The organism is Variovorax boronicumulans (assembly GCF_019352895.1).
Classification (GTDB): Bacteria; Pseudomonadota; Gammaproteobacteria; order Burkholderiales; family Burkholderiaceae_C; genus Variovorax; species Variovorax boronicumulans_A.
Map to the genome: position 1 here is coordinate 1426804 of NZ_JAAAFX010000004.1, position 22472 is coordinate 1449275.

General features: G+C 69.1%; 24 protein-coding genes. 15 read left to right on the forward strand and 9 right to left on the reverse strand.

What is annotated here, in order from left to right:
• Positions 1-3: 3 nt before the first annotated feature.
• Entirely contained in the window at positions 4-774 is a 771-nt protein-coding gene (locus tag K0H49_RS08025) for a type III pantothenate kinase (RefSeq protein ID WP_219210970.1), read from the reverse strand.
• A gap of 131 nt (positions 775-905) precedes the next feature.
• Here K0H49_RS08025 and lysM point away from each other — a divergent pair, with 131 nt between their 5' ends.
• Positions 906-1373, forward strand: coding sequence for a peptidoglycan-binding protein LysM (lysM, locus tag K0H49_RS08030; protein ID WP_219210971.1), 468 nt, complete (start codon positions 906-908; stop codon positions 1371-1373).
• On the opposite strand, the gene K0H49_RS08035 is transcribed toward lysM, so the two are convergent.
• Positions 1370-1792, reverse strand: coding sequence for a rhodanese-like domain-containing protein (locus tag K0H49_RS08035; protein WP_219210972.1), 423 nt, complete (start codon positions 1790-1792; stop codon positions 1370-1372). The two genes, lysM and K0H49_RS08035, sit on opposite strands and share 4 nt — an antisense overlap.
• Before the next feature lie 175 nt (positions 1793-1967).
• Between K0H49_RS08035 and gorA the strand changes: the two genes are divergently transcribed.
• Positions 1968-3326, forward strand: a complete 1359-nt coding sequence (gene gorA, locus K0H49_RS08040) for a glutathione-disulfide reductase (protein WP_219210973.1) — start codon at positions 1968-1970, stop codon at positions 3324-3326.
• Positions 3327-3360: 34 nt separating this feature from the next.
• Here gorA and K0H49_RS08045 read toward each other — a convergent pair whose 3' ends face one another.
• Positions 3361-4263 (reverse strand): ketopantoate reductase family protein, encoded by a 903-nt coding sequence (locus tag K0H49_RS08045; protein ID WP_219210974.1) that lies wholly within the window; start codon positions 4261-4263, stop codon positions 3361-3363.
• Between the two features lie 126 nt (positions 4264-4389).
• On the opposite strand from K0H49_RS08045, the gene K0H49_RS08050 reads away from it, so the two are divergent.
• From K0H49_RS08050 to K0H49_RS08080, 7 genes are all read left to right on the forward strand, one after another.
• Positions 4390-5874, forward strand: coding sequence for an AMP nucleosidase (locus tag K0H49_RS08050; RefSeq protein ID WP_219210975.1), 1485 nt, complete (start codon positions 4390-4392; stop codon positions 5872-5874).
• 191 nt (positions 5875-6065) lie between these two features.
• Positions 6066-6629, forward strand: coding sequence for a biliverdin-producing heme oxygenase (locus K0H49_RS08055; RefSeq protein WP_219210976.1), 564 nt, complete (start codon positions 6066-6068; stop codon positions 6627-6629).
• Positions 6599-8830, forward strand: coding sequence for an ATP-binding protein (locus tag K0H49_RS08060; RefSeq protein ID WP_219210977.1), 2232 nt, complete (start codon positions 6599-6601; stop codon positions 8828-8830). The genes K0H49_RS08055 and K0H49_RS08060 overlap by 31 nt, the downstream gene beginning before the upstream one ends.
• A 30-nt stretch (positions 8831-8860) precedes the next feature.
• On the forward strand, positions 8861-9226 hold the full coding sequence (locus K0H49_RS08065) for a translation initiation factor Sui1 (RefSeq protein WP_219210978.1): 366 nt from the start codon (positions 8861-8863) through the stop codon (positions 9224-9226).
• Between the two features lie 77 nt (positions 9227-9303).
• Entirely contained in the window at positions 9304-9510 is a 207-nt protein-coding gene (locus K0H49_RS08070; RefSeq protein ID WP_219210981.1) for a type II toxin-antitoxin system VapB family antitoxin, read from the forward strand.
• A complete protein-coding gene (locus K0H49_RS08075; protein WP_219210982.1) occupies positions 9507-9887 on the forward strand; it encodes a type II toxin-antitoxin system VapC family toxin in 381 nt (126 codons plus the stop codon). The genes K0H49_RS08070 and K0H49_RS08075 overlap by 4 nt, the downstream gene beginning before the upstream one ends.
• Positions 9888-9902: 15 nt before the next feature.
• A complete protein-coding gene (locus K0H49_RS08080) occupies positions 9903-10130 on the forward strand; it encodes a DUF3820 family protein (protein ID WP_219210984.1) in 228 nt (75 codons plus the stop codon).
• Here the strand turns inward: K0H49_RS08080 and K0H49_RS08085 are convergent.
• Positions 10121-11386 (reverse strand): D-amino acid dehydrogenase, encoded by a 1266-nt coding sequence (locus K0H49_RS08085; RefSeq protein WP_219210986.1) that lies wholly within the window; start codon positions 11384-11386, stop codon positions 10121-10123. The genes K0H49_RS08080 and K0H49_RS08085 overlap by 10 nt on opposite strands.
• A 156-nt stretch (positions 11387-11542) precedes the next feature.
• On the opposite strand from K0H49_RS08085, the gene K0H49_RS08090 reads away from it, so the two are divergent.
• Genes K0H49_RS08090 through K0H49_RS08100 form a run of 3 tightly spaced genes read left to right on the forward strand, consistent with a single transcriptional unit; the run spans position 11543 to position 13684 of the window.
• Complete coding sequence (locus K0H49_RS08090) at positions 11543-11887, forward strand: antibiotic biosynthesis monooxygenase family protein (RefSeq protein ID WP_219210988.1); 345 nt, start codon at positions 11543-11545, stop codon at positions 11885-11887.
• Positions 11880-12854 carry an ATP-binding cassette domain-containing protein gene (locus K0H49_RS08095; RefSeq protein ID WP_219210990.1) on the forward strand — a complete coding sequence of 325 codons (975 nt, stop codon included), beginning with the start codon at positions 11880-11882 and terminating at the stop codon, positions 12852-12854. Before K0H49_RS08090 ends, K0H49_RS08095 begins: the two co-directional genes overlap by 8 nt.
• Positions 12855-12856: 2 nt before the next feature.
• Positions 12857-13684, forward strand: coding sequence for an ABC transporter permease (locus K0H49_RS08100; protein WP_219210992.1), 828 nt, complete (start codon positions 12857-12859; stop codon positions 13682-13684).
• 21 nt (positions 13685-13705) lie between these two features.
• On the opposite strand, the gene K0H49_RS08105 is transcribed toward K0H49_RS08100, so the two are convergent.
• The 5 genes from K0H49_RS08105 to K0H49_RS08125 form a co-directional block, all read right to left on the reverse strand.
• A complete protein-coding gene (locus tag K0H49_RS08105) occupies positions 13706-14458 on the reverse strand; it encodes an SDR family NAD(P)-dependent oxidoreductase (protein ID WP_219210994.1) in 753 nt (250 codons plus the stop codon).
• The gene (locus tag K0H49_RS08110; RefSeq protein WP_219210996.1) at positions 14455-15525 is read right to left on the reverse strand and encodes a LacI family DNA-binding transcriptional regulator; all 1071 of its coding nucleotides are present in this window, start codon (positions 15523-15525) and stop codon (positions 14455-14457) included. The genes K0H49_RS08105 and K0H49_RS08110 overlap by 4 nt, the downstream gene beginning before the upstream one ends.
• A complete protein-coding gene (locus K0H49_RS08115; RefSeq protein ID WP_219210998.1) occupies positions 15522-17414 on the reverse strand; it encodes a TRAP transporter large permease in 1893 nt (630 codons plus the stop codon). Before K0H49_RS08115 ends, K0H49_RS08110 begins: the two co-directional genes overlap by 4 nt.
• 4 nt (positions 17415-17418) lie before the next feature.
• The gene (locus K0H49_RS08120; protein ID WP_219210999.1) at positions 17419-18429 is read right to left on the reverse strand and encodes a TRAP transporter substrate-binding protein; all 1011 of its coding nucleotides are present in this window, start codon (positions 18427-18429) and stop codon (positions 17419-17421) included.
• A gap of 311 nt (positions 18430-18740) precedes the next feature.
• The gene (locus tag K0H49_RS08125; RefSeq protein ID WP_219211001.1) at positions 18741-20000 is read right to left on the reverse strand and encodes a DEAD/DEAH box helicase; all 1260 of its coding nucleotides are present in this window, start codon (positions 19998-20000) and stop codon (positions 18741-18743) included.
• 294 nt (positions 20001-20294) lie between these two features.
• Here K0H49_RS08125 and K0H49_RS08130 point away from each other — a divergent pair, with 294 nt between their 5' ends.
• The 3 genes from K0H49_RS08130 to K0H49_RS08140 form a co-directional block, all read left to right on the forward strand.
• The gene (locus tag K0H49_RS08130; RefSeq protein ID WP_219211003.1) at positions 20295-20714 is read left to right on the forward strand and encodes an RNA recognition motif domain-containing protein; all 420 of its coding nucleotides are present in this window, start codon (positions 20295-20297) and stop codon (positions 20712-20714) included.
• 188 nt (positions 20715-20902) lie between these two features.
• Complete coding sequence (locus K0H49_RS08135) at positions 20903-21391, forward strand: tripartite tricarboxylate transporter TctB family protein (protein ID WP_219211005.1); 489 nt, start codon at positions 20903-20905, stop codon at positions 21389-21391.
• Positions 21392-21413: 22 nt separating this feature from the next.
• On the forward strand, positions 21414-22472 hold a 1059-nt coding region (locus K0H49_RS08140; RefSeq protein WP_257624627.1), incomplete at its 3' end, for a tripartite tricarboxylate transporter permease.

The window sequence follows — 22472 nt, forward strand, 5'->3', positions numbered from 1 at the left end:
GGTTCAGGCCGCCGCGCGCGCCTCGGCGATCACCAGCAGCCCGTCCATGATGAGCCCGTCGACCAGTTCGAAGGGGCTCACCATCGACGGCGCCATCTTCCAGCCCGCGCCGCCCGTCATGTAGCAGGCGGGCTCGGCGCCGCAGTGCGCCTTCACATGCTGGCGCATGCGCTCGACCGCACCCGCGATCGCATAGGTGCCGCCGCTGGTGAGGGCGTCGCTGGTGTTGGTCGGGAACTCCCGCACATCGCCAGTGGGCACGTGCAGGCCCGCGGTGCCCGACTCGAGCGCGCGCAGCATGATGCCGTGGCCCGGCAGGATCAGGCCGCCGAGGAAGCGGCCGTCGACGTCGATGGCCTCGACCGTGACGGCGGTGCCGATCATCACCACCACCATCGGGCGCGGCGCGCCCTGCGACAGCATGCGGTGGCGCGCGCCGATCATCGCGACCCAGCGGTCGGCACCCAGCCGCGTCGGGTGGTCGTAGCCGTTGACCATGCCGGCCTCAGCCGCGCTCGAGACGACCCAGCGCGCGGCGCAGTCGAAGCGCTCCGTCACCTGCTCCTCGGCACGGCGGCGCACCGCATCGCCGGCCACCGCGCAGCCCAGCATCGCGGTCGGCGAGGCCATGTCGGCCCAGGGGCCCTCGGCCAGGCGCTCGATGTGGTCGAGGAACTCGGCGCCGCTGGCCAGCAGTTCCGCACCGGGGTGTCCAGCCGCATAGAGCGCCCATTTGAGGCGCGTGTTGCCGATGTCGATGGCGAGAAAGGTCATGGCGGGATTATTGCGACTTTGTCGGCCGGGGTTTACCAATGCTTGCACACGCGTCGGCGGCTGACACCGGGAAGGCCGGGGCCGTGCTTAAAGTTGCGGTCCGATTCACCACCACGCGAAGTGAGAACACCATGGGTTTGCTGAGTTTCATCAAGGAAGCGGGCGAGAAGCTGTTCGGCGGTTCGTCGGCACATGCCGCCGAAGCGGGCACCGACCCGAATGCTGCGGCGGCCGCCGCGATCAAGACCTACATCGAGACGCAGAACCTCGGCCTGAGCAACCTGGCCGTGTGCTATTCCGCGGCCACGGGCGTGGTCACGCTGGCCGGCAATGCGCCCTCGCAGGAAGCCAGCGAGAAGGCCGGTCTCGCGGCCGGCAACGTCGCCAACGTGACCAGCGTCGACAACAACCTGGTCGCCCCGGCCGCGCCGCCGGCCCAGTACCACGACGTGGTGCGCGGCGACACGCTGTCGGCGATTTCCAAGAAGTACTACGGCGACGCCAACAAGTACAACGCGATCTTCGAGGCCAACAAGCCCATGCTCAGCAACCCGGACAAGATCTATCCGGGGCAGAAGCTGCGGATTCCAAAAATCTAGTTCTGCTTCCAGGGCAGGCCGTGCTTGCGCCAGCCGCCGACCTGCCCGCGGTGCCCGCTCTCGTCGGGGTTGCCTTCGAAGCCTTCGAGGATGTTGTAGGCCTCGAGGCCCAGTTCGGTGGCGCGCTTCGCGGCAGCGATCGAGCGCACGCCGCTGCGGCATAGCATCACGGCCTTGCCACCGGCGGGCACGGCCGCACGCAGGCCCTCGTCGAAACCGGCATTGAGCGCCATGCCCGGCCATTGCTTCCAGGCCAGCGGCACGGCGCCCGGCACATAGCCCACCCATTCGCGTTCGGCGTCGGTGCGCACATCGATCAGCACCGCTTCGCCGCGCGCCACCCATTGCGCAGCCTGCGCGGGCGTGACGTCGCCGGCATAGCCGTCTGCGGGGCGGAAGGAAGGCGTGGTGTCGGGCATGGAGGTCCTCTTTCTGTCGTGGATGGCCGGCATCGTGCAGGCCGCGCGATTTTCGCGCGTCTGGCAGCCGGGCGTGTGCATCGGCTGCGCGGTGCACGTACCCCACGCGGGGGCTTGATCGGCGAACCGGGCCGCCATCCGCCCCCGCCCGCTACAGTCGGCGCAAGGAGCCTTCATGCGCACATTCGACTTCGATCTCTTCGTCATCGGCGGCGGCAGCGGGGGCGTGCGCGCCGCCCGCATGGCCGCGCAGACCGGTGCCCGCGTCGGCCTGGCCGAGGCGGCTGAATTGGGCGGCACCTGCGTCAACGTGGGCTGCATTCCCAAGAAGCTCTACAGCTACGCGGCCGGCTATGCCGAAGCCTTCGCGGAAAGCGCGGGCTACGGCTGGACGCTGCCCGAGGCGCCGCGCTTCGACTGGGCCCATCTCAAGACGCAGCGCGCCAAGGAGATCGGCCGGCTCAACGGCGTCTATGCCTCGCTGCTGAAGAATTCGGGCGTCACGCTGGTCACCGGCTGGGCGCAGTTGATCGATGCCCACACGGTGGAGGTCGACGGCCAGCGCCGCACCGCCAGGCACCTGCTGGTGGCCACGGGCGGCACGCCCTTCGTGCCCGACTTCCCGGGGCGCGAACACGCCGTGAGCTCCGACGCGATGTTCGACCTCGACCCCTTCCCGAAGCGCCTGCTGGTGGTCGGCGGCGGCTACATCGCCTCCGAGTTCGCATCGATCTTCAACGGCCTGGGTTCCCAGGTCACGCAGCTGCATCGCCGCGCGCACCTGCTCACGGGCTTCGACGACGACGTGCGGCAGTTCGTCGCCCGCGAGATGGGCAAGGCCGGCGTCGACATCCGGCTCAACAGCGAGGTCGCCTCGATCACGCGTGGCGCGCAGGGCCTGACCGTCACGCTCACGCGCGGCCAGCAGATCGAGGCCGACACGGTGCTGTTCGCGACCGGCCGCGTGCCCAACACACAGGGCCTGGGCCTCGAGGCCGCAGGCGTGAAGCTCGACGACAAGGGCGCCATCGCGGTCGATGCGCACTACCGCAGTTCGGTGTCGTCGATCTACGCGGTGGGCGACGTGTCGACCAGCGTGCAGCTCACGCCGGTGGCATTGGCCGAGGCGATGGTGGTGGTCGACGCGCTGTTCGGCAAGGGCCAGCGCCGGATGGACTACGAGTTCATTCCCACGGCCGTGTTCACGCACCCGAACATCGGCACCTGCGGCTACAGCGAGATCGATGCGCGCGCGAAGTTCGGCGAAGTGACGGTGTTCTCCAGCGAGTTCAAGTCGCTGCGCCACACGCTGTCGGGCAGCACCGAGCGCACCTTCATGAAGCTGGTGGTCGACAAGAAGAGCGACCGCGTGGTCGGCCTGCACATGGTGGGTGCCGATGCGGGCGAAGTGGTGCAGGGCTTCGCGGTGGCGATGCGCGCGGGCGCGACCAAGGCGCTGTTCGACAGCACGATCGGCATCCACCCGACCGCTGCGGAAGAGTTCGTGACGATGCGCGAACCCATGCCTGGCTGATCGGCTCGCCTCGAGGGCTCGCCCCAAGAGCCGGTCAGCGAGCTTCGTGTTTTTCTTCGAGCAGCTTCACCAGCACGAACAGCACGCGGTTCGCGGGCGTGGGGACGCCCAGCGCCTCGCCGCGCCGCACGATCAGGCCGTTGAGGTGGTCGATCTCGCTGCGCTTGCCGCGTGCCAGGTCCTGTGCGGTCGATGAATATTGCGAGGGCATGGTCTGCGCGATGGCGCGCACGGCGGCGGCCGTGTCGCCGACCACCTCGATGCCTTCGGCCTTGGCCACCGCCAGGCATTCGGCCACCACGTCGCGCAGCACCTCGGTCACGCCCGCGCCCTGCGCCAGCACACCGTAGGGCCGTTGCGTGATGGCCGACAGGGCGTTGTAGGCGCAGTTCAGGATCAGCTTGGCCCAGAGCGCGCCGCGCACGTTGTCGGAGATCTGCGTGGGCACGCCCGCGCCGACCAGGTGTCCGGCCACTTCAACGCTGCGTCGCGACGGCGCGATCACCAGCTCGCCGCGTCCGTGGTGCTTCACATGGCCCGGCCCGGCCATCTCGGTCGCCACGTAGACCACGGCCGCGGCCACCTCGTTCGACGGCAGCACCGCGCGCACGCGTTCGTCGTTGTCCACGCCGTTCTGCAGCGTGAGCACCAGCGCATCGGGGGCGAGGTGCGGCGCGATCTGCGCGGCGCTCGCTTCGGTGTCGGTGGACTTCACGCAGAACAGCACCAGGTCGGCGCCCTGCACGGCGCTGGCTTCGGTGCTCGCGTCGAGCCGTACCTGTTCGTCGAAGGCCCGGGTCTCCAACCGGAGGCCCTGGGTCCTGACCGCCTCCACATGCGCGGGCCGCCCGATCAGCACCACCGCGTGGCCCGCGCGCGCCAGCATGGCGCCGTAGTAGCAACCGACTGCGCCGGCGCCCATGACTGCAACTTTCATCGCTTCGATTCCTTGGTTGTTCTCTAGACGCAGGGTAGCGAAAAGATGCTACGCCATGCATCGGCATGTGCCCTGTCGGGGTGCATCGCACGTCCGGGTGGCCGGGCGGCATTGCACAATGCCGTCATGCCCTACATGCCTCCCTTCGTCGCTCCCGCCCGCTTCACCGACGCCGCCGCGGCGCTGGCGCAAGTGCAGATGATCTACCAACAGGCGCTGTCCCACCTGCGCGACTCGATGCTGCGCTTCGTGGCCGGCGAAACCATGCCCGGCCGGGTGCGCGCCTGCTATCCCTTCGTGCGGGTCCACACCCACACCGTGTCGCGCCAGAGTCCGCCCACCACGGCCGGCCTGAGCTACGGCTTCGTGGCCGGCCCCGGCCGCTACGAGACCACGCTGACGCGGCCCGACCTGTTCCACCGCTACTACCTCGAGCAGTTCCGGCTGCTGCTGGAAAACCATGGCGTCGAACTCGAGGTCGGCACCGCCACGCAGCCGATCCCGATCCATTTCTCCTTCGCCGAGAACGACCACATCGAAGGCACGATGACCGCCGAGCGGCGCGCGCTGATGCGCGACGTGTTCGACCTGCCCGACCTGGCCGCCATGGACGACGGCATCGCCAATGGCACCTACGAAGCCAAGCCGGGCGAGCCGGAGCCGCTGGCGCTGTTCACCGGCGCGCGCGTCGACTACTCGCTGCACCGGCTGCGCCACTACACCGGCACCGCGCCCGAGTGGTTCCAGAACTTCGTGCTGTTCACCAACTACCAGTTCTACATCGACGAATTCGTGGCGCTCGGGCACAAGGAGATGGCCGACCCCGACAGCCCCTACGTCGCGTTCATCGAGCCGGGCAACGTGACCCACTACCGCAGCGGCTACGACGGCCCCGAGGGCGGCATGGCGCCGCCGCGGCTGCCGCAGATGCCGGCCTACCACCTGGTGCGCGAGGACCGCACCGGCATCACGATGGTCAACATCGGCGTCGGCCCGTCCAACGCCAAGACCATCACCGACCACATCGCGGTGCTGCGCCCGCACGCCTGGATGATGCTGGGCCACTGCGCGGGCCTGCGCAACAGCCAGCAGCTGGGCGACTACGTGCTGGCCCACGCCTATGTGCGCGAGGACCATGTGCTCGACGAGGAGCTGCCGCTGTGGGTGCCGATCCCGGCGCTGGCCGAGATCCAGCTGGCGCTGGAAAAGGCCGTGGCCGACGTCACGCAGCTCGACGGCCCGGCCCTGAAGACCATCATGCGCACCGGCACCGTGGCCAGCACCGACAACCGCAACTGGGAGCTGCTGCCCCAGAACGAGCCGCAGCGCCGCTTCAGCCAGAGCCGCGCGGTGGCGCTGGACATGGAGAGCGCGACCATCGCGGCCAACGGCTTCCGCTTCCGCGTGCCCTACGGCACCCTGCTGTGCGTGAGCGACAAGCCGCTGCACGGCGAGATCAAGCTGCCGGGCATGGCCAACCACTTCTACCGCGAACGCGTGGAACAGCACCTGCGCATCGGCATGAAGGCCATCGAGATCCTGCGCGCCGAAGGCTCGAGCCGGCTGCACAGCCGCAAGCTGCGCAGCTTTGCCGAGGTCGCGTTCCAGTAAGCCGGACGGCGCCAGCCCAGCGCCGTCAAGGCGGAGGGCGCATGAGATATGTCTTTTGACATGCCAGCGTGCGTTATCGTGCTCGAAAATAGAACGGTGATGCCGACCGCATCACGCCTATCATGGCCCCGAAAGTACTGCCGCGCAGCGATGTCGGGATCCTCCCCACATTTCCTCACAGGCCAGTCCCAGTGCCTACCGACATCCTCGAAGCCCTGCGAGCGGCCACCGGCCCTCTTCATTCCGAAGTCGACCAATGCCTGCCGCTGGCGCGCCCCCTGCCCAGCCTGGCGGACTACCGCGCCCACCTGCGGCTGCTCGACGCCTGGATGCACCGGCTCTCCGCCTTTGAACCCGGGCCGCCGCCGCTGGAGGCGCACCGTCGACAGCTCGCGGACGACCTGCGCCTGTGCGACGCGCTGCTGCCCGCCGAACCCTCGCCGCACGAGACCGACGCCGCCCCCCGGAGCCTGCACCGCGACGCCGCCTTCCTCTGGGGCATCGCCTACGTACTCGAAGGCTCACGCCTGGGCGGCCGGGTGCTCTACCGCCAATTGGCCGAGCGCCTGGCACCGCATCCGCTGAACTACCTGCAGGGCGCGGGCGAACAGACCGGCGCGCGCTGGAAGGCCTTCATCGCCGAGCTGCGCGGGCAGCCCTTCGCGCCCGATGCGGTGCGCAGCGCCTGCGACGGCGCCGTGCATGCCTTCGAGCTGCTGCTGCAATGCCATCGCCGCGCGGAGGCCTGCGCGTGAACGCCGACCTGCCGATCAACCTCGACAACTGCGCGCGTGAGCCGATCCACATCCCGGGGCTGATTCAGTCACATGGCGCGTTGCTGGCCTTCTCGACCGGTCGGGTTGCAGTCCACGTCAGCGCCAATGCCGCCGAGTTGCTCGGGCCGACGGCGCCGGTGGCCGGCGAGATCCTGTCGCCGCCGCACCACTTCGCAGGCGATGCCGACGTGCACGCCGCCATCGACGATCTGCTGGCCCTGCCCGCCGACGGCCTGCCCACCAGTTCCGAGGTGCGCGTGAACGGCCAGGTGTTCGACCTGGTGGTGCACGGTTCAGGCGGCCTGGTCATCGCCGAGTTCGAACTCCGCCCGGTCAAGCCCGATGTGATGGCCGACTTCGCACTCAAGGCGCACCGGGCCATGGAACGCATCAAGCGCCAGAACTCGGTCGCCGACCTGATGGCCTTCGCCGTGCGCGCGGTGCGACAGCTCACCGGCTTCGACCGCGTGATGGCCTACCGCTTCCGGCACGACGACAGCGGCGACGTGGTGGCCGAAGACCGCATCGCGTCGCTCGAGCCTTTCCTCGGGCGGCGCTACCCGGCGAGCGACATCCCGGCGCAGGCGCGGCGACTCTACGTCGTCAACACGCTGCGCCTGATCGCCGACGTGCATGCGGCACCGGTGCCGGTGCCACCGGCGCCCGGCGTGGTCGAGGCGCTCGACATGAGCCACTGCGTGCTGCGCAGCGTGTCGCCGATCCACATCGAGTACCTGCAGAACATGGGCGTCGGCGCGTCGATGAGCATCTCGATCGTGGTCAACGGCCAGCTCTGGGGCATGCTGGCCTGCCATCACATGGCGCCGCTGCAGGTTCCGTACTCGGTGCGCATGGCCTGCGACGTGCTCGCGCAGATCCTGGCGGCCAATGTGCAGAGCCTGATGGCGCGCGACCATGCCCGCCGCAGCGCCGAGGCGGCCGACCTGCGCACGCGCCTGATCGAAGCCGCGCTGCATTCCGACGACACCGCCACCGCCCTGGCGGCGATGGCGCCGGACCTGGCCGTCGCCTTCCAGGCCCACGCCGTGCTGATCGCCGAGGAATCGAAGCTGCACATCGAGGGCGAGGTGCCGCACGAGTTCGCGGTGCAACTGATGCATTGGCTCGACGCGGCGCAAACGCCGGTCGGCCAGATGCTGGCGACGCCGTCGCTGCGGCAGCTGGCCCCGGCGCTGGCCGATGCCGCTGGCGTGTGGTGCGGCATGCTCGCGCTGTCCTTCGACCCTGCCGCCCACGGCTGGCTGGTGCTGCTGCGCAAGGAGCAGCCCGAGACCATCCAGTGGGGCGGCCACCCCGAGAAGACCTACCGGATCGGCCCGCTCGGCCCGCGCCTGACGCCGCGGGGCTCCTTCGACGTCTGGCGCGAGACGGTGCGCGACACCTCGGTGCCCTGGGACGCCGACGACATGGCCTTCGGTCGCCGCCTGCTCGACGAACTGCTGCGCGCGCGCTCGGCCCGGATGGCGGAGGTGGCGCGCGGACGCGCAGAGTTGATGGCGATGCTGGGGCACGATCTGCGCGATCCCCTGCAGTCGATCGCGATGGCCGCGCGGCTGCTCGGCAAGGAGGCCGAGGCCCACGGCAGCTCGGGCTCGGGTGGCCGCATGGGACAGCGCATCCAGGCCTCGAGCACGCGCATGGCGCGCATGATCTCGCAGGTGCTCGACATGTCGCGACTGCAGACCGGCGGCGGCCTGGACATTCATCGGACCGAGGTCGACCTCACCGAACTGCTCGACGATCTGCTCGACGAGATGCGCACCGCGCATCCCGGCGTGCAGCTGATCCGGGAAGCGCCGCACACGCTGCTGGCACAGGTCGATGGCGACCGCATGGCGCAGGTCTTCAGCAACCTGATCAGCAACGCGCGCCAGCACGGCGCGCCGGGCGAATCGATCATCGTGCAGCTGAGCCACGAAGCGGGCCAGGCGACGCTCGACGTCAGCAACGTCAGCCCGCCGATCGCGCCCGAGGTGGCGTCGCAGCTGTTCAATGCCTTCAAGCGGCGCGAGCACCACAACCCGCGCAACCGCAACGGCCTGGGGCTGGGGCTGTACATCGCGCAGGCGGTCGTGCGCGCCCACGGCGGCCAGATCGGCTACGCTCATGCCGAGCCCTTCGTCGTGTTCAGCGTGCGTTTTCCGCTGGCCCCGGCCTGAGCCTTTCCCCCCTTCTTTCGACGATCGACGATGAACAGCAGCACCCCAGGCAGCCGCCTGGTCTATTCCACCGACACGGGCCGCGTGTGCCACGATTGCGCCAAGCCGATGACGGCCTGCGTCTGCAAGGCCTTGCGCAAGGCCGTGCCGGCCGGCGACGGCATCGTGCGGGTGTCGCACGAAACCAAGGGCCGCAAGGGCAAGGGCGTGACGCTGGTGCGCGGCGCGCCCCTCGATGCCGAGGCCCTGACCGCGCTCGGCAAGCAGCTCAAGGCCAATTGCGGCTCGGGCGGCACGGTGAAGGACGGCGTGATCGAGATCCAGGGCGACCACCGCGAGACCGTGATCGCCGCGCTGCAGAAGAAGGGCATGACGGTCAAGCGCGCGGGCGGCTGATGCAGCGCCCTTCGCTCTGACGCGCAGCCCTGTTGATGCTAGTATTGATGCGATATAGCATCAAAAAAGGAGCCGTCATGCGCACCACCGTCACCATTGACGACACGCTCTACCAGCAGGCGCTGGAGATGGCCGACCCGAGCATGGACAAGGCCGACCTGTTCCGCGAGGCGATCCAGACCTTCGTCCGCGTGCAGGCCGCCAGGCGCCTGTCGGCCCTGGGTGGCAAGGCGCGCACGATGCCGGACATTCCGCGCCGCCGCGAGGAGCCTGCCACGCGATGAGTGTGCTGGTCGACACCTCCGTCTGGGTGGACCACTTCCGGCATGGCAACGATGCGCTGGTCGCGCTGATGGCGCTGGATCGGGTGCTGACCCATCCCATGGTCGTGCTGGAGCTGGCCTGCGGCACGCCGCCTGCACCGCGCCGCAGAACGCTCGACGACATCGGACTGCTGCGCGCGGCGCGACAGGCCACGCCCGCGGAAGTGCTGGCGTTCGTGGAGCAGGAAAAACTCTATGGCCTCGGCTGTGGCCTGGTGGACCTGAACCTGCTGGCCTCCACGCTGATCACGCCCGATGCCAGGCTCTGGACACTCGATCGCCGGCTGCGCGACCTGGCCGCGCGCTTCGGCGTGGCCCATTCCCTGGAACGGCACTGAACGCCATCCGCCCCAATGAACCCCGAAGACCTGCAACGCCTCGTGACCCTGGAGATGCCCTTCGGCAAGCACAAGGGCATCCTGATCGCCGACCTGCCCGGCAACTACCTGACCTGGTTCGCGCGCGAAGGCTTTCCCAAGGGCGAGATCGGCCGGCTGCTGCAGCTGATGCACGAGATCGACCACAACGGGCTCAAGCCGCTGCTCGATCCGCTGCGCACCCGCCCCCGCGCTCATCGGTAGGCGTCGGCGTAGCGCGCGACCGTCAGGCCGTCGAGGTCGATGTCGGGCGTGCGGCCCGAGATCACGTCGGCCAGCATGCGGCCGGTGCCGGCCGCCATGGTCCAGCCCAGCGTGCCGTGGCCGGTGGCCAGGAACAGGTTGGGCCAGCGCGTGGCGCCGACGATGGGCGTGCCGTCGGGCGTCATGGGGCGCAGCCCGCACCAGAACTCGGCGCGCGACACATCGCCGCCCTGCGGGAACAGGTCGGTCACCACGTGTTCCAGCGTCTGCCGGCGCGCCTCGTGCAGCTTCAGCGTGTAGCCGGCCAGCTCGGCCGTGCCGCCCACGCGGATGCGCTCGCCCAGGCGCGTGACCGCCACCTTGTGCGTCTCGTCCATCACGGTCGACTCGGGCGCACCGGCCGCGTCGGTGATCGGCACGGTGATCGAGTAGCCCTTGACCGGGTACACCGGAATGCGCAGGCCCAGGTCTTTGAGCAGCAGCGGCGAATGGCTGCCCAGCGCCACCAGGTAGGCATCGGCGGCGAGCGTGCCGGCGGCGGTCTGCACGCCGGTGATGGTGCCGCCCGACGATTCGATGCGGCGGATCTGCGTGCCGTAGCGGAACTGCACGCCCAGCCCGGCCGCCAGCGCCGCCAGCCGCTGCGTGAACTGGAAGCAGTCGCCGGTCTCGTCGCCCGGCAGCAGCAGGCCGCCGACGAACTTCTCGCGCACCGCGGCCAGCGCCGGCTCGTGGCGGATGCAGCCCTCGCGGTCGAGCAGTTCGAAGGGCACGCCGTCGCGCCGCAGCACCGCGATGTCGGCCGCGGTGCCGTCGAGCTGGGCCTGGGTGCGGAACAGCTGCAGCGTGCCCTGCATGCGCTGGTCGTACTCGATGCCGGTCTGCGCGCGCAGCTCGCGCAGGCAGTCGCGGCTGTACTCGGCCAGGCGCACCATGCGGCCCTTGTTGAGGTCGTAGCGCGTGGCGGTGCAGTTGCGCAGCATCGCGAAGCCCCAGCGCACCAGCGCCAGGTCGAGCTGCGGCCGGATCACCAGCGGGCGGTGGTGCATCAGCAGCCATTTCACGGCCTTGAGCGGCACGCCCGGCCCGGCCCAGGGCGAGGAATAGCCGGGCGAGACCTCGCCGGCATTGCCGTAGCTGGTCTCCATGCCCGCGGCCGGCTGCCGGTCCACCACCGTGACCTCGTGGCCGGCCAGCGCCAGCTGGTAGGCCGAACTCACGCCGATCACGCCGCTGCCCAGAACAAGAACCTTCATTCCCTGAACTCCCAGTTGCCATGCGCCCGGATGGACGCGCCAGTGTAAGAGCCCGGCCCGGCGCGGGACCCTGACGAATGCGCAGCGAAGATGCGATCATCACGACCCAGGCCGGCCGCTGACCCCATCGGCCGACCTTCATGGAGACGCTTCACGATGATGGCTGTGATCTTCGAAGTCTGGCCCGCAGAAGGCCAGCGCGACACCTACCTGCAGATGGCCGCGGCCCTGCGCGAGGACCTGCTGAAGATGGACGGCTTCCTGTCCATCGACCGCTTCGAGAGCCTCTACGAACCCGGCAAGATGCTGAGCCTGAGCTTCTGGCGCGACGAGGCCTCGCTGGCCGCCTGGCGGGCACTCGATGCCCACCGGCGCGCGCAGGCCGCGGGCCGCAGCCACGTGTTCGGCAACTACCGGCTGCGCATCGCCAGCGTGGTGCGCGACTACGGCATGGACGAACGCGACGAGGCACCGGCCGACAGCCGCAGCGTGCATGGCTGAGGCGACGCTGCCGCACGCGGCCCACCCGGGCGCGCCGCCCCTCTTCCAGGCCGAGCGGCTGCGCAAGCGCTACGGCGAGACCACCGTGGTCGACGACCTGTCCTTCGACATCGCGGCCGGCGAATGCCTGGGCGTGATCGGCCCCAACGGCGCGGGCAAGACCACCACGCTGCGCATGTGCCTGGGCCTGACCGCCCCCGACGGCGGCCGGATCACCTACCAGGGCGAGGACGGCCCGCTGCAGATGCCGCGCGACGCGCTGGCGATCAAGGCGCGGCTCGGCGTGGTGACGCAGTTCGACACCCTCGACCCCGACTTCAGCTGCGCCGAGAACCTGCTGGTCTACGGCCGCTACTTCGGCTTTCGGCGCGCGCAGATCGCACCGCGCATCCCGCAGCTGCTGGAGTTCGCCGCGCTCTCGCACAAGGCCGCGGCCAAGCCCGGCGAACTCTCGGGCGGCATGCGGCGGCGGCTGTCGCTGGCGCGCGCGCTGGTCAACGACCCCCGGCTGCTGCTGCTCGACGAGCCCACCACCGGCCTCGATCCGCAGGCGCGCCACCTGATGTGGGAGCGGCTGCAGGTGCTGCTGCAGCAGGGTAAGTCGATCCTGCTGACCACCCACTTCATGGACGAGGCCGAGCGGCTGTGCTCGCGGCTGCTGGTGCTCGACCACGGCCGCAAGATCGCCGAGGGCCGGCCGCGCGACCTGATCGCCGAGCACCTCGAACCCGACGTGGTCGAGGTCTACGGCAACGGCGCGCTCACGCTGGCCAAGGCGCCCGAACTCCAGGCGCTGGCCGCGCGCATCGAGGTCAGCGGCGAGACCGTGTTCTTCTACACGCAGGACGCGCGTGCGCTGCTGAACGCGTTGACCCGGCACGGCGGGCTGCGCACCTTCCACCGGCCGGCCAACCTCGAGGACCTGTTCCTCAAGCTCACCGGCCGCCAGATCCGCGAGGATGGATAGCCATGTCCGCCACCCCCCTGCCCTTGAACGAAGCCCGCCCCTCCATCTGGCGCCCACCCGCGCTGTCCATGCGCTGGTGGCCGGTGTTTCTGCGCAACCTGCTGGTGTGGCGCAAGCTCGCGATCCCCAGCCTGATCGGCAACATCGCCGAGCCGCTGATCTGGCTGGTGGCCTTCGGCTACGGAATGGGCGCGCTGGTCGGGCAGGTGGAGGTCAATGGCACCAAGGTGCCCTACATCCTGTTCCTCGCGAGCGGCTCGATCTGCATGAGCGCGATGAACGCGGCCTCCTTCGAGGCGCTGTACTCGGCCTTCTCGCGCATGCACGTGCAGAAGACCTGGGACGGCATCATGAACGCGCCGGTCGGGCTCGACGACGTGGTGCTGGCCGAGATGCTGTGGGCCGCTTTCAAGGCCATCTTCACCACCACCGCGATCCTGCTGGTGATGCTGGGCCTGGGCATCAGCCACAGCCCGAAGCTGCTGGTGGCCTGGTGCGTGCTCGCGGGCGCGGGCATCACCTTCTCGTCGATCGCGCTGATCTTCAACGCGCTGGCCAAGGGCTACGACTTCTTCACCTACTACTTCACGCTGTTCATGACGCCGATGATGTTCCTCTCGGGCGTGTTCTTCCCGCTGGAACAGCTGCCCGGCTTCGTGCGCGCGATCGCGGCCTGGCTGCCGCTGACCAACGCGGTGGCGCTGGTGCGGCCGCTGTTCATGGACCAGTGGCCGGCCGATGCGCTGCGGCACGGCCTGGTGCTGGTGGTCTACGGCGTGGCGGCGTTCTGGCTGGCGCTCGCGCTCACGCGCAAGCGCTTCAAGGCTTAGCCGCTTCGGGGCGTGGCCGCGTCAGAACAGCGCCATGCCGCCGTTGATCTCCATCACCTCGCCGGTGATGAAGGACGAACTGTCCGAGCTCAGGAACAGCGCGGCCTTGGCCACGTCTTCCGGCTGGCCTTCGCGGCGCAGCGGCGTGCGCTCGACGCCGGCGGCGCGGCCCTGCGGCGTGTTGAACACGTCGTGGAAGCGCGTGGCGATCAGGCCGGGTGCGATCGCGTTGACGCGGATGCCATCGGGGCCGACCTCCTTGGCCAGCCCGCGCGCATAGGCCAGCAGCGCGCCCTTCGCGGCCCCGTAGTGCGTGGCGGCCGGGCCGCCGCCGTCGTGGCCGGCCAGCGAGGCCATGATCACGATGTTGCCCGTGCGCCGTGGCGTCATGTGCCGCAGCGCGGCGCGGCAGCACAGGAAGGCGCTGGTGAGGTTCAGGTCCATGGCCTGGCGCCAGAACGCGAGCGTGGTGTCGGCGCACTTCACGCGCTGCAGCAGGCCGCCGGCATTGGCGACCAGCACGTCGACGCGACCGAAGCGACCGATGGCGGCCTCGAAGGCGGCATCGACCTGCTGCTCGTCGGTCACGTCCGAGCGCAGGGCCAGCACCCGGTCACCGAACTCCGCCGCCAGGGCCTTGGCCTCGTCCTCGCTGGACCAGTAGGTGAAGACCACGTTGTCGCCGCGCGCGGCGCAGGCGCGCACGATGGCGGCGCCGATGCCCGACGCGCCGCCGGTGACGAGGGTGGTGAGGTTTTCTTGCTGTGGAGTCATGCCTGTTGGTTCCTGGTGGGTTGGTGGCGCACGCCGACGACGGCGGTGGATTCGCGAACGACCAGTTCGGGCACGAAGATCAGTTCGTGCGGCGCCTGGTCGGTGTCTTTCATGCGCTCCAGCACGCGCTCGACCGCGGCGACCGCCATCTCGTGCATGGGCTGGCGCACGGTGCTGAGCCCGGGGCTCAGGTACTGGCCGAGGAACATGTCGTCGATGCCGATCACGGACACGTCCTCCGGCACCCGCCGCCCCGATTGCCGCAGGCCTGCGAGCAGGCCGATGGCCAGCATGTCGTTCATGGCCACGATGCCGGTGGCGCGCACGCCCTGCGCGTGCAGCGCCAGCGCGGCCGTGCGGCCGATCTCGGCCATCTCCATCTCGGACTGGCCGGGTGCCACTTCCTGGGTGTGCACTTCGAAACGCACGCCCGCGCGCTGGCAGGCCTCGCGCGCACCTTCGAGCCGCGCGATGCGGTTGACGGAATGCAGCGGTGCCGAGACATAGGCGATCTGGCGGTGCCCCAGCGACATCAGGTGCTCGGCCGCCATCGCACCGGCGCTGCGGTTGTCCAGGCTGACGTAGTCGATCGGCAGCTCGGCATGCTGGGCCGTGCGGTCGAAGCAGACCGCGGCCAGCCCGTTCTTGATCATCGGCCCCAGGTGTTCCTGGGCCTGCAGCGACGAGCCGAGGATCACGCCCTGGATCCCCTGCGCCATGAAGGCCTGCGCGTACTCGCGTTCGCGGGTGGCGCTGCGCTGCGTGTTGCACAGCAGCACGCCGTAGCCGCGCGCCAGGGCGGCGTCCTCCACCCAGCGCGCCAGCGCGCCGAAGAAGGGGTTGGCGATCGAGGGCACGAGCAGGCCGATCATCGGCATGTGGCCGGTCTTCAGGCGGCGCGCCGACTGGTTGGGCCGGAAGCCCAGCGTCTCGATGACCTGCCGGACGCGCGCCAGCGTGTCGGGCGTCATGCGGGCCTCGCGGCCGTTGAGCACGTTCGAGACGGTGCTGATGGACACGCCCGCCTGACGGGCGACGTCCTCGATGGTGACGGTGGGGTTTTTCAAGAGAATCCGAAGCGGGCGGGCAGCCAGAGGGTGAGGGAGGGCACGAAGGCGATGACCAGCAAGGCCACCAGCAACACGGCCAGGTACTTTGCCATCGGCCGCGCGACGTCGACCATGCGCGTGCCGGTCACCGCACAGGTGGCGAACAGGCCCAGCCCGAGCGGCGGCGCGAACAGGCCGAAGCCCATCGCGATCACCAGCACGATGCCGTAGTGCAGCGGGTGGATGCCCAGCTGCGTGGCGACCGGCGTGAGCAGCGGCCCGAAGATGATCAGCGCCGGCGCGCCTTCGAGCACCGAGCCGAAGACGATCAGCAGCGCGATCGAGATCAGCATGAAGAGCCAGACGCCGTAGGTGTGGCCGGCATTCACCATCGCGGCCGCCAGGTCCTGCGGGATCTGCTCGATGGTCAGCGCATAGGACACGCTGGAGGCCGCCGCGACGATGAAGAGGATCGAACCGGCCAGCGCTGCCGAGTCCACGAACAGCTTGTAGACGCTGCGCCAGCTGAGCTCGCGAAAGGCCAGGCCGCCGACCAGCAGCGCGTACACCACGGCGAAGGCCGACACCTCGGTCGAGGTGGCGATGCCCGAGGTCACGCCCTTGCCGATCATCAAGATCATCAACAGCCCGACCATGGCGCCGCCGATGAGCGTCAGCAGGCGGCGGCGCTGGGGAAAGGCCTGCGCCGGGTCGGCGCGGGTGCCGACGATCACGGCCAGCACGGCCAGGGCCGCGGCGAGGAAAGCGGCCGGCACCAGCCCCGCGATGAACAGGCCGCCGATCGACACGTTGGCCACGAAGCCGAAGATGATCAGGTTGATGCAGGGCGGGATGGTCTCGGCCATCACCGCCGTCGCGGCCAGCAGGCCGGCGGCCTCGTTCTCGTCCTGCTTGCAGCGCCGCACGGCGGGCATCATGATGCCGCCGACCGCCGCCACGTCGGCCAGCTTCGAGCCCGAGATGCCGGAGAAGAAGGCCACCGCGACGATCATGATCAGGTTGATGCCGCCACGCAGACGACCCACGGCGCGCACCAGCAGCTCGATCAGCCGCGACGACATGCCGTTGACCTCCATCACCAGGCCGGCCAGCACGAAGAAGGGAATGGCCAGCAGCACGAAGTGCTCCGCGCCGGCCGCCACCTGCTGCGAATACACCACCATCGGCAGGCTCGGGTTGAGCGTGAAGTAGGTGGCCGAGCTGAAGGCCAGCGCGAAGGCGATCGGCACGCCACCGACCAGGCACAGCACGAAGGACAGCAGCATCCACACGCCGGCGCCCGGCATGGCCGCGGGCGCGAACAGCTGCAGGCCGATCACCGCCAGCACGATCGCCGCCACCGCGATGCCGGGTCCGCGCACTTCGCCCTTCGGCGCCAGCAGCAGGTTGCGCAGCGCGAACACCAGGAACAGCAGGCCGCCGATGACGACCGGCGCCACCAGGATCACCTGCGGCAGGCCGAGCGGCGTGATCTGGCCGCGGCTGGACGCCATCAGCTGCAGGCCGGAGACGCTCATCACCGCGGCCACCAGCAGCACCACCCAGTTGCAGCACTGCAGCGCGAAATCCCTGCCGCGCGCCGGCAGCAGGCCGCGGATGCTGTCGATGCCCATGTGCTGGCCCCTGGCCAGCCCGATGGAGGCGCCGAGGAACACCAGCAGCAGCAACAGGCCGCTGGCCACTTCCTCGGCCCAGTCGAAGGGGTCGTGCAGGAAGTAGCGCCACACGACCGAGCAGAACACCACGAGCACGTCGATGGCGAGCACCAGCGCGGCCACGGCTTCGATCGCCACGCGCAGGCGCGCGGAGGCGCGCTCGATGCGCTCGCGCCCGGACGGCGCCGGGGCGGACACCGCGGAAAAATGGGGTGAGGTCGCCAGCGCCATGACCTCAGCCCTTGGCGCTGCCGATGGCATCGATGATCGGCCGCGTCGCCGGGTACTGCGTGGCGAACTCCGTCCACAGCTTCGACACGTCGCGCGTCAGCGCGGCACGGTCCACCGTCGTCACCGTGACGCCCAGCGCCTTGAGCTGTTCGAAGGCCTTGGCCTCGGTGCTGGCGGCCTGGGCGCGCTGGAACTGCGTGGCGTCGCGCGCGGCCTCGAGGAAAGGCTTCTGCAGCGCGGCCGGGATGCGGTCGAAGGCCCGCTTGCTGATCACCGGCATGACGGGATTGAAGATGTGCTCGGTCAGCATGCAGTGCTTCGCGACCTCGTAGAACTTGCCCGACAGCACGGTCGGCGCGTCCTGCTCGAGGCCGTCGACCACGCCGGTCTGCAGCGCGGTGTAGATCTCGCCGAAGGGAATCGGCGTGGCCACCGCGCCCATGTACTTGAGGGTGGCGACGAAGTTGGGCACCGGCAGCACCCGGATCTTGACGCCGCGCAGCTCGGTCGCCGACTTCATCGGCGCCTTGGTGTAGACGTTGCGCGCGCCCAGGCTGTAGGCATAGCCCAGCACGTTCACCGACGCGCGGTCCATCAACAGCTTCGACAGCGCGGCACCGGCCGGTCCGTCGAGCGACTTGCCCACATGGTCGGCGTTCTGGAACAAATAGCCCATGTCGAGCACGCCGATCTCCGGGACCGCTGTGGCCCAGATCGAGGTCCCGGAAATCATCATGTCGATGGCGCCCAGGCGAACCTGCTGGACGATGTCGGACTCCTTGCCCAGCTGGTTGTTCGGGAAATAGGTCAGCGCCACCTTGTCGCCGGTGGCGGCCTTGAGGTTCTGGGCGAAGCGCTGGTACCAGAGGAAGTGCGAGGAATTGCTGTCGGCCGTGAGCGAGGAACTCATCCGCAGCTGGACCGTCGACTGGGCGCGCGCGAAAGCAGGCACGGCGAGCGCCGCAGCGGCAGCGCAGGCGCGGCCCAGGACGAGGCGTCGGGAAGGCTGGTTCATGGGGTTGTCTCCTGGTGGACGGCGGGCAATGCCGACTCCAACAGAAATCGGTAAATCGTTACACAAGCCGTTTTTGAATCCTAAGCCCGGTCGGTGTAACGTTTTACTGGTGGAAACCATGAGAGCTGTGCCCTGCGCAGGGCCGGGCACGCGATGCCCTCGGGCCGTACGCCAGCGGCAGGCCGGGCGGCCGGCAGCGGCAGTCGATGGAAATTCAGGGGAGGCGTGCCCGCTGCGCTTCGAAGCGAGCCCCGTCAGGCCGAAGGGCTCGGCGCGCTCGCGGCGGCGCCGCTTTCAGACGCGCAGGCTTTTCAGCCGCCGGCCTTGGCCGCAGCGGCCGCGGCCGCCGCGCGCAGCTTGTCCTTCTTGCTCGGGCGCTTGCCCTTGATGCCGCCCGTGCCGGCTTCGGCCTGGGCGTTCGGCACCTCTCGCGGGGCCGGCTCGAAACCCGCGATCCGTTCGCGCGGCACCTGGGCGCCCTGGCGCTTCTCGATCAGGCGGAAATGCGCCTCGTCGTTCTCGGTGATGAAGCTCACGGCCACGCCGCGCTCGCCCGCGCGCCCGGTGCGGCCGATGCGGTGCACATGGTCGACCGCGGAGCGCGGAAGGTCGTAGTTGACCACTGCGGGCAGCTGCACCACGTCGATGCCGCGCGCGGCCAGGTCGGTGGCCACCACCACCTGCACGCGCGAAGCCTTGAAGTCGGCCAGCACCTGGCTGCGCTTGCCCTGGCTCAGCACGCCATGGAAAGGCTCGGCCTCGAGGCCGGTCTTGCGCAACTTGTCGGCCACGATCTCGGCCGCATGCTTGGTCGCGACGAACACCAGCACGCGCGCCCAGCCCTCGTCGCGCACCAGCTTGGCGAGCAACTGGGTGCGGCGCGAGGTGTCGACCTCGATGGCGCGCTGCGCGATGTCGGGCGCGGTGGCCGGCTCGGAGGGCACGTCGATGCGCAGGGGGTCGCGCAGCACCGTCGCGGCCAGCGCCTCGATGGCCGGCGGGAAAGTGGCCGAGAACAGCAGGGTCTGGCGGCGCGCGGGCAGCAGGCCCAGGATGCGCTGCAGTTCGTCGGCAAAGCCCAGGTCGAGCAGCCGGTCGGCCTCATCCAGCACCAGCGTCGACAGCGCGCCCAGGCGCAGGGCGTTGTGGTCCACCAGATCCAGCAGCCGGCCCGGCGTGGCGACCATCACGTCGGCGCCGCCGCGCAGCGCCATCAGCTGGGGGTTGATCGACACGCCGCCGAAAGCCACGCCGATGCGCAAGGTGGTGGGCAAGGCGCGCGCCAGTTCCCGCAGGGTTTCGCCGACCTGGGCGGCGAGTTCGCGCGTGGGCACCAGCACCAGCGCCGGCAGATCGCGCGCCGAACCGTTGCGTTCAGCCAACAGTTTTTGGAGCAAAGGCAGCGCATAGGCGGCCGTCTTGCCCGACCCGGTCTGGGCCGAGGCCAGCAGATCGCGTCCCGCCAGCACGGCCGGGATGGCCGCGCTTTGCACCGGCGTCGGCTCGGCATAGCCCTGGGCGCTGGCAGCCAGCGCGAGAGGAGAAAGAAGGCCCAGGGCGGTGAATGGCATGCGGAAATGGTGTCGTGAACGAGGCCCGAAAAGGGGGCGAAGGGGAAGCCGGAAGCATAGCCAGCCTGTCTCGCCGCCGGTTCCGATGCTTTTTTTTCAGGGTTTACGCGCGAGTCGTAAAAGCTTTTCACCCAAAACGCCAGGAGTGGACGACAATGCTTCAGCGTTTCAGGCGGTCTCCGTCTGCAGCGTGAACCGGTGATCGGTCAGTTTCGCGCCACAGCGCTCTTTCAGTCAGTTGTGATTCTGGGACTCCATCGCTTTGTTATTTTGGTTTGAATTAGGAGTCCCTCCATGGGCAAAAAACTGTACGTAGGCAATCTGTCCTACTCCATCCGCGACAACGATCTGGAACAAGCCTTCGGCGAGTTCGGTGCTGTCACCAGCGCCAAGGTCATGATGGAACGCGAAACGGGCCGCTCCAAGGGTTTCGGTTTCGTCGAAATGGGTTCCGACGCTGAAGCGCTCGCAGCCATCGAAGGCCTGAACGGCCACACCCTCGACGGTCGCGCTCTGACCGTCAACGAAGCTCGCCCGATGGAACCCCGTCCGGCCGGCGGCGGCTTCGGCGGTGGCCGTAGCGGCGGCGGTGGTGGTGGCGGCTACGGCGGTGGTGGTGGCGGCGGCGGTTACGGCGGTGGCGGTGGCCGCAGCGGTGGCGGCGGCGGCGGTGGTTACGGCGGCGGCGGCGGCGGTGGCCGCGGCGGCTACTAAGCCCTCGACCTCACATCCGTGAAAAGAAAAGGCTCCTTCGGGAGCCTTTTTTGCGTCTTCTCGCAGCCATCGAGGCCTGTCCACGAAGACCCGCACGAGGCGCTACGCGTTAGTGCGTAGCGCCTTGGTCAGCCAGCGGTCAGGCGCCGCAAACGACCCTCACGGCTCCAATACAGAGGGTCGAGACAATGGGTATCAAGAGTCAAGCTGACTTCTTTTCAGGGGTCATGTTCACTGCCGTGGGCGCCACTTTCGCGGTCGGCGCCACCACGTACAACATCGGAGACGGCGCCCGCATGGGGCCCGGCTATTTCCCGCTCATGCTGGGCGTGCTGCTGGCCCTGCTGGGGCTGGTGATCATCTTCCAGTCCCTGGTGGTCGAAACCGCGGACGGCGGAAAGATCGGCAAATGGGCCTGGAAGCCGCTGTTCTTCGTGATCGCCGCCAACCTGGCCTTCGGCGTGCTGCTGGGCGGCCTGCCGAGCATCGGCCTGCCCGCCATGGGGCTGATCCTCGCGATCTACGCACTGACCATCATCGCCAGCCTTGCGGGCGAGCATTTCAAGCTGCGCGACGTGCTGGTGCTGGCCACCATCCTCGCCGTCGGCAGCTACGTCGCCTTCATCTGGGCGCTCAAGTTGCAGATCCAGGTCTGGCCCACGTTCATTTCGGGCTGAGAGAAAAAGAAAGAAAAACATCATGGATCTGATTCACAACCTCTCGATCGGCTTCGGCGTCGCGTTCACTTTCACGAACCTGCTGTACTGCCTGATCGGCTGCATCCTGGGCACGCTGATCGGCGTGCTCCCCGGCATCGGCCCGGTCGCGACCATCGCGATGCTGCTGCCCGCCACCTACGCATTGCCGCCCGTGTCGGCGCTGATCATGCTGGCCGGCATCTACTACGGCGCGCAGTACGGTGGCTCGACCACCGCCATCCTGGTCAATCTTCCCGGGGAATCGTCCTCGGTCGTGACCTGCATCGACGGCTACCAGATGGCCCGACAGGGACGCGCGGGCCCCGCGCTCGCGGCGGCCGGCCTGGGCTCCTTCTTCGCCGGCTGCGTGGGCACGCTGATCCTCGCGGCCTTCGCACCGCCCTTGACCGAACTGGCCTTCAAGTTCGGTCCCGCCGAGTACTTCTCGCTGATGGTGCTGGGCCTGATCGGCGCGGTGGTGCTGGCCTCGGGCTCGCTGCTCAAGGCGGTCGCGATGATCGTGCTGGGCCTGCTGCTGGGCATCGTCGGCACCGACGTGAACTCGGGCGTGGCCCGCTTCAGCTTCGACATCCCTGAACTGACCGACGGCATCGGTTTCGTCGTGATCGCCATGGGCGTGTTCGGCTACGGCGAAATCATCGGCAACCTCTCGCAGCCCGACGACGAGCGCGAAGTGTTCACCGCCAACGTCAAGGGCCTGTGGCCCACCAAGGACGACTTCAAGCGCATGACGCCGGCCGTGCTGCGCGGCACGGCACTGGGTTCCGCGTTGGGCATCCTGCCCGGCGGCGGTGCGTTGCTGGCGGCCTTCGCGGCCTACGCGCTCGAGAAGAAGATCAAGATGCAGCCGGGCGAAGTGCCCTTCGGCAAGGGCAACATCCGCGGCGTCGCATCGCCCGAGTCGGCCAACAACGCCGGTGCGCAGACCTCCTTCATCCCGCTGCTGACGCTGGGCATCCCGCCCAACGCCGTGATGGCGCTGATGGTGGGTGCGATGACCATCCACAACATCCAGCCCGGCCCGCAGGTCATGACCAGC

Coding starts and splice junctions, on each gene's coding strand:
- K0H49_RS08025 (WP_219210970.1), bottom strand. CDS start 774: ATGACCTTTCTCGCCATCGACATCGGCAACACGCGCCTCAAATGGGCG.
- lysM (WP_219210971.1), top strand. CDS start 906: ATGGGTTTGCTGAGTTTCATCAAGGAAGCGGGCGAGAAGCTGTTCGGC.
- K0H49_RS08035 (WP_219210972.1), bottom strand. CDS start 1,792: ATGCCCGACACCACGCCTTCCTTCCGCCCCGCAGACGGCTATGCCGGC.
- gorA (WP_219210973.1), top strand. CDS start 1,968: ATGCGCACATTCGACTTCGATCTCTTCGTCATCGGCGGCGGCAGCGGG.
- K0H49_RS08045 (WP_219210974.1), bottom strand. CDS start 4,263: ATGAAAGTTGCAGTCATGGGCGCCGGCGCAGTCGGTTGCTACTACGGC.
- K0H49_RS08050 (WP_219210975.1), top strand. CDS start 4,390: ATGCCCTACATGCCTCCCTTCGTCGCTCCCGCCCGCTTCACCGACGCC.
- K0H49_RS08060 (WP_219210977.1), top strand. CDS start 6,599: ATGCCATCGCCGCGCGGAGGCCTGCGCGTGAACGCCGACCTGCCGATC.
- K0H49_RS08065 (WP_219210978.1), top strand. CDS start 8,861: ATGAACAGCAGCACCCCAGGCAGCCGCCTGGTCTATTCCACCGACACG.
- K0H49_RS08070 (WP_219210981.1), top strand. CDS start 9,304: ATGCGCACCACCGTCACCATTGACGACACGCTCTACCAGCAGGCGCTG.
- K0H49_RS08075 (WP_219210982.1), top strand. CDS start 9,507: ATGAGTGTGCTGGTCGACACCTCCGTCTGGGTGGACCACTTCCGGCAT.
- K0H49_RS08080 (WP_219210984.1), top strand. CDS start 9,903: ATGAACCCCGAAGACCTGCAACGCCTCGTGACCCTGGAGATGCCCTTC.
- K0H49_RS08085 (WP_219210986.1), bottom strand. CDS start 11,386: ATGAAGGTTCTTGTTCTGGGCAGCGGCGTGATCGGCGTGAGTTCGGCC.
- K0H49_RS08090 (WP_219210988.1), top strand. CDS start 11,543: ATGATGGCTGTGATCTTCGAAGTCTGGCCCGCAGAAGGCCAGCGCGAC.
- K0H49_RS08095 (WP_219210990.1), top strand. CDS start 11,880: ATGGCTGAGGCGACGCTGCCGCACGCGGCCCACCCGGGCGCGCCGCCC.
- K0H49_RS08100 (WP_219210992.1), top strand. CDS start 12,857: ATGTCCGCCACCCCCCTGCCCTTGAACGAAGCCCGCCCCTCCATCTGG.
- K0H49_RS08105 (WP_219210994.1), bottom strand. CDS start 14,458: ATGACTCCACAGCAAGAAAACCTCACCACCCTCGTCACCGGCGGCGCG.
- K0H49_RS08115 (WP_219210998.1), bottom strand. CDS start 17,414: ATGGCGCTGGCGACCTCACCCCATTTTTCCGCGGTGTCCGCCCCGGCG.
- K0H49_RS08120 (WP_219210999.1), bottom strand. CDS start 18,429: ATGAACCAGCCTTCCCGACGCCTCGTCCTGGGCCGCGCCTGCGCTGCC.
- K0H49_RS08125 (WP_219211001.1), bottom strand. CDS start 20,000: ATGCCATTCACCGCCCTGGGCCTTCTTTCTCCTCTCGCGCTGGCTGCC.
- K0H49_RS08130 (WP_219211003.1), top strand. CDS start 20,295: ATGGGCAAAAAACTGTACGTAGGCAATCTGTCCTACTCCATCCGCGAC.
- K0H49_RS08135 (WP_219211005.1), top strand. CDS start 20,903: ATGGGTATCAAGAGTCAAGCTGACTTCTTTTCAGGGGTCATGTTCACT.